The sequence below is a fragment of the Methylobacterium variabile genome (assembly GCF_001043975.1).
Lineage (GTDB): Bacteria > Pseudomonadota > Alphaproteobacteria > Rhizobiales > Beijerinckiaceae > Methylobacterium > Methylobacterium variabile.
In genome coordinates this window covers 1-3,574 of sequence record NZ_LABY01000455.1, presented here as the reverse complement: position 1 = coordinate 3,574, position 3,574 = coordinate 1, and the positions used below count along the sequence as shown (strand labels likewise).

Here is a 3,574-nt window from a genome sequence, read left to right as displayed (position 1 = left end):
CCAGATCATTGTCGGCGAGCCGCGTGCGGCCGGCCTCCGCCTCGTGGACGTGGGACATGTCCAGCTGCGAGGCGAAGTGGTTCACGAGCCGCCCGGCCTCGTCGCGGATCGGGCAGATCAGCAGCTGGTTCCAGAACCGGCTGCCGTCCCGGCGGTAGTTCAGGATCGTGACCCGGATCTCCCGCTCCTCGCGCAGGCCCTCGCGGATCGCCGCCACCGCGCCGGGATCGGTCTCGGCCCCCTGGAGGAAGCGGCAGTTCCGACCCACCACCTCCTCGGCCGGGTAGCCGGTGAGCGTCAGGAAGGCCGGGTTGGCGAAGACGACCGGGTTGTCCGGCAGGGTCGGGTCGCTGATCAGCATCGGGTGGCGCGAGCGCTCGAGGGCGGCGAGGAACGGCCCGGCGCGGCCCCGTGCCGCCGCGACCGCGGCGGCGAGCGCCGCGTCCCGGCTCGCGTCGGTCCCGTCGCGCGCGCTCATGCGGGTCCGCCCGTCCGGCGGACCAAGCAGACGTGCGCTGGCAAGCCCGCACTTCGTCCGCTCAGGTCTTCGTCCTGTCGCAGATTTCCGCCGCAAAACCGGCGGCCACTTTTGCGGAATCTGCCGAGGCCCTGCTCCGGGGTCGCGCGGGCCGTCATCACACGTCCAGGTCGCCGAGGGCGCGGGCGATGAACTCGTCCAGCAGGAGGCGCAGGTTCTCCATGGACGGGAGGTCCATCAGCATCGCCAGGTAGCCGCGGATGTCGCGCTCGCTGACCGAGAAGTCGATGTAGAGGAACAGCACCAGGGCGTCCGCGCCCGGGTCCTTCCGCGTCTCCGTCCCGAAGATCTGCGGGCCGTCGCCGCGCGCGATGCCGGGCAGCGACATGGTCAGCGTGCGCTGGAGCATGTTCGCCATCGTGGCGAGGCAGCCGTTGAGGATGATGTTGCCGGTCTCGGCCAGGGCCTCGTCCTCGAGGGCGGCGACATCCTCGGGCGAGAGGTCCTCCCCGGCGACGGCCCGGACCAGCTCGCGGCCGTTCTCCTGGGGGAAGATCAGCAGGGCGCGCCCCGCGAAGGCGCCCTCGAAGTCCTGGTGCACCACCACCAGGGGCGCGGCCTCCCGCTCGCCGATCAGCCGCGCCGCCGCATTCCGCGAGACGATCTCCACCGAGGGCACCGAGAGCAGCACCTGGGTGCCGATCATCTGGCGCAGGCTGGCGGCCGCGCGGCTGACGCCGATGTTGACGAGCTCGGTGAAGGCGTCCTGCTGCAGCTCGGTCAGGCCGATGATCGGCGCGGCGCTCACGGGACGCCCCGCCGCAGGCGCAGGGCCGCTCCCGAGAGGAAGCCCGCCAGCGCCTCGCCCGTCAGAGGCTTGGGCAGGAAGGCGGCCTCGACGCTGCGGGCCCGGGCGATCACCTCGTCCTGGATGTTGGCCGAGACCACCGCGATCGGCATCCCGGGCCGGGCCGCGCGCAGCTCCGCCGCGAGCGCGAGCCCGTCCTTGCCCGGCATGTTGAAGTCGAGGAGGGCGACGTCGACCGGCTGGCCGGCCATGGCGCCCAGGGCCTCGTCCGCGTTGGCGGCCTCGCGCACCGCCCAGTCCGGCCTCAGCTGGCGCAGCAGCCGGACGGCCACGGCCCGTGCGAGCTTGCTGTCGTCCACGACGAGGACGGTGACGGACGCCGGTAGTGCGGATCCGGGCGGCGCGGACGGGGGCTGCGTCATGGACGGCATCTAGACTGATTTCGCGGGAAGGGAAACGGAGGCCTCGGGGGGCTGTCGCGGTCGTGATCGCGAGGGAGTCCGCGCGCGGACACTCCGGCACCCCTTAGCCGAAAACTTGCATTCGCGCGCGCAGTTTTCGGGACCGGTGCCGGGACGGGCTCAGGACGGGGCCCGCGGGGCGAGGAGCGGGGCGAGCCAGCGGGCCGCGAAGGGGTCGCCGCAGGTGCCGTGGAGCGGCGGACGCAGCCGCAGCAGCACCTGGACCACGGCGGTGTGCAGGCCGGTGCAGCCGCTCCATTCCACGCCCGCGCCCGGATGGGCGAGGAGCAGCGCGGCCAGGGTCTCGGCCTCCTCCACCGGGCAGGCGCCCTCGAGCCGGATCTGCCCCTCTCCGTCGTAGCGCACGCTCACGCCGCTCCCTCCCCGCCGATCAGGGTGTCCGGGTCGAGCACCAGCACGACCCGGCCGTCGCCGGTGAGCACCGTGCCGGCGAGGCCCGGCAGGGCCGCGAGCCCCGGCAGCGGCCGCACCAGCCCGTCGAGGCGGCCGGCGAAGCGGTCGACCTCGACGGCGGCCCACTCGTCTCCGGTCCGGAGCACCGCGAGCCGGGCCTCCTCCGCGGGCCGGGCCTCCTCCGCGGGCGGCAGGTCCAGCAGGTCGGCGAGGCGCAGGACCGGCACCGTCCGGTCGCGCAGGACCGTGGCGGCGCCCGCGCCGACCCCGCGGATGCGCGCCCGCGGGACCCGGGCGACCTCGGCCACGGCGTCCATCGGCAGGCCGTAGAGCTCCGGGCCGATCCCGACCAGGAGCAGCCGGACGAGGGACTGGGCCCGGGGCAGCAGCAGGCGGACCGTGGTGCCCTGGCCGGCCCGGCTCTCGACGGTGCAGCGGCCGCCGAGGCGCTGCAACGCCGCCCGCACCGCATCCATGCCGACGCCGCGTCCGGAGACCGCCCCGACCTCCGCCGCCGTCGAGAAGCCGGGGGCGAAGATGAGGTCGATCACGCCCGCGTCGTCGAGGGCCGCGAGGGCGGCGGGCGCCATCAGCCCGCGCTCGGCGGCGCGGCGGCGGATGAAGGCCGGATCGAGGCCGCGCCCGTCATCCGCGACCGAGACGGCGACCTGCTCGCCCCGGCTCTCCGCCCGCAGGCGGATGCGGCCCATCGCCGGCTTCCCGGCGCGGGCCCGCGCCTCGGGCGGCTCGATGCCGTGATCGACGGCGTTGCGCACGAGGTGCAGCAGCGGCTCGAACAGCCCCTCGGCCACGTCCCGATCGACCTCGGTCGCCTCGCCCTCGACGGTCAGCGTGACCTCCTTGCCGAGCTGGCGGGCGACGTCGCGCAGGGCGCGGGGGAAGCGGCGGAAGATCCGCGCCAGGGGCAGGAGCCTGAGCCCCACCGCCTCGCGGTGCAGCTCGGCGGAGAGGCGTCCGATCCGCTCGTCGCTCTCGCGCAGGGCGGCCCTGAGGCCGGCGAGGTCCTCGCCGGCCTCAGCCCGGGCGACCACCGCGCCGAGGAGGCTGCGGGCGGCGGCGAGATCCTCCGCCAGGGTCACCAGGGCGTCGATCCGGCCGGCATCGACCCGCAACGTCCTGGGCGTCGCGTCAGGACCGCGTGCCGTCTCGGCATCCGGTGTGGGCTCGGCACCCGGTGCAGGCTCGGCATCGGGCGCCGTCCCGCTTCCGGCGGCGGCCTCCCCCGCACCCGCCAGCGTCGCCACGCTCACCTGGTCGCGCACCAGGCGGAAGACCGCGTCCACCTCTGCCCGCGGGTCGGTGGTGAGCAGCGTCGCCGCGAGGTTGCAGGAGAAGACGTCGAGCTCCTCCTCGGGCGGCCAGGGGGCGGCCGGGGCGAGCCGCAGCGCCACC

The 3,574-nt window shown here is 75.2% G+C and carries 5 protein-coding genes; all 5 read right to left on the bottom strand.

Annotation, left to right across the window (positions count from 1 at the left end):
• Nucleotides 1-478, bottom strand: a 478-nt coding sequence (locus VQ02_RS33860) for a PAS domain-containing protein (protein ID WP_048448670.1), incomplete at its 3' end; no start/stop codon positions are given.
• A gap of 157 nt (nt 479-635) precedes the next feature.
• Nucleotides 636-1,286: a chemotaxis protein CheX gene (locus VQ02_RS33855; RefSeq protein ID WP_048448669.1), complete on the bottom strand. Its 651-nt coding sequence runs from the start codon at nt 1,284-1,286 to the stop codon at nt 636-638.
• Nucleotides 1,283-1,708 (bottom strand): response regulator, encoded by a 426-nt coding sequence (locus VQ02_RS33850; protein ID WP_048448671.1) that lies wholly within the window; start codon nt 1,706-1,708, stop codon nt 1,283-1,285. Before VQ02_RS33850 ends, VQ02_RS33855 begins: the two co-directional genes overlap by 4 nt.
• Nucleotides 1,709-1,867: 159 nt before the next feature.
• Nucleotides 1,868-2,119 carry a hypothetical protein gene (locus VQ02_RS33845; protein ID WP_048448668.1) on the bottom strand — a complete coding sequence of 84 codons (252 nt, stop codon included), beginning with the start codon at nt 2,117-2,119 and terminating at the stop codon, nt 1,868-1,870.
• Nucleotides 2,116-3,574, bottom strand: a 1,459-nt coding sequence (locus VQ02_RS33840) for a chemotaxis protein CheA (protein ID WP_048448667.1), incomplete at its 5' end; no start/stop codon positions are given. The genes VQ02_RS33845 and VQ02_RS33840, both read right to left, overlap by 4 nt.

What these genes read in the sequence shown, in the direction of transcription:
- VQ02_RS33850 (WP_048448671.1), bottom strand. Translation starts at nt 1,708, where the DNA reads ATGACGCAGCCCCCGTCCGCGCCGCCCGGATCCGCACTACCGGCGTCC.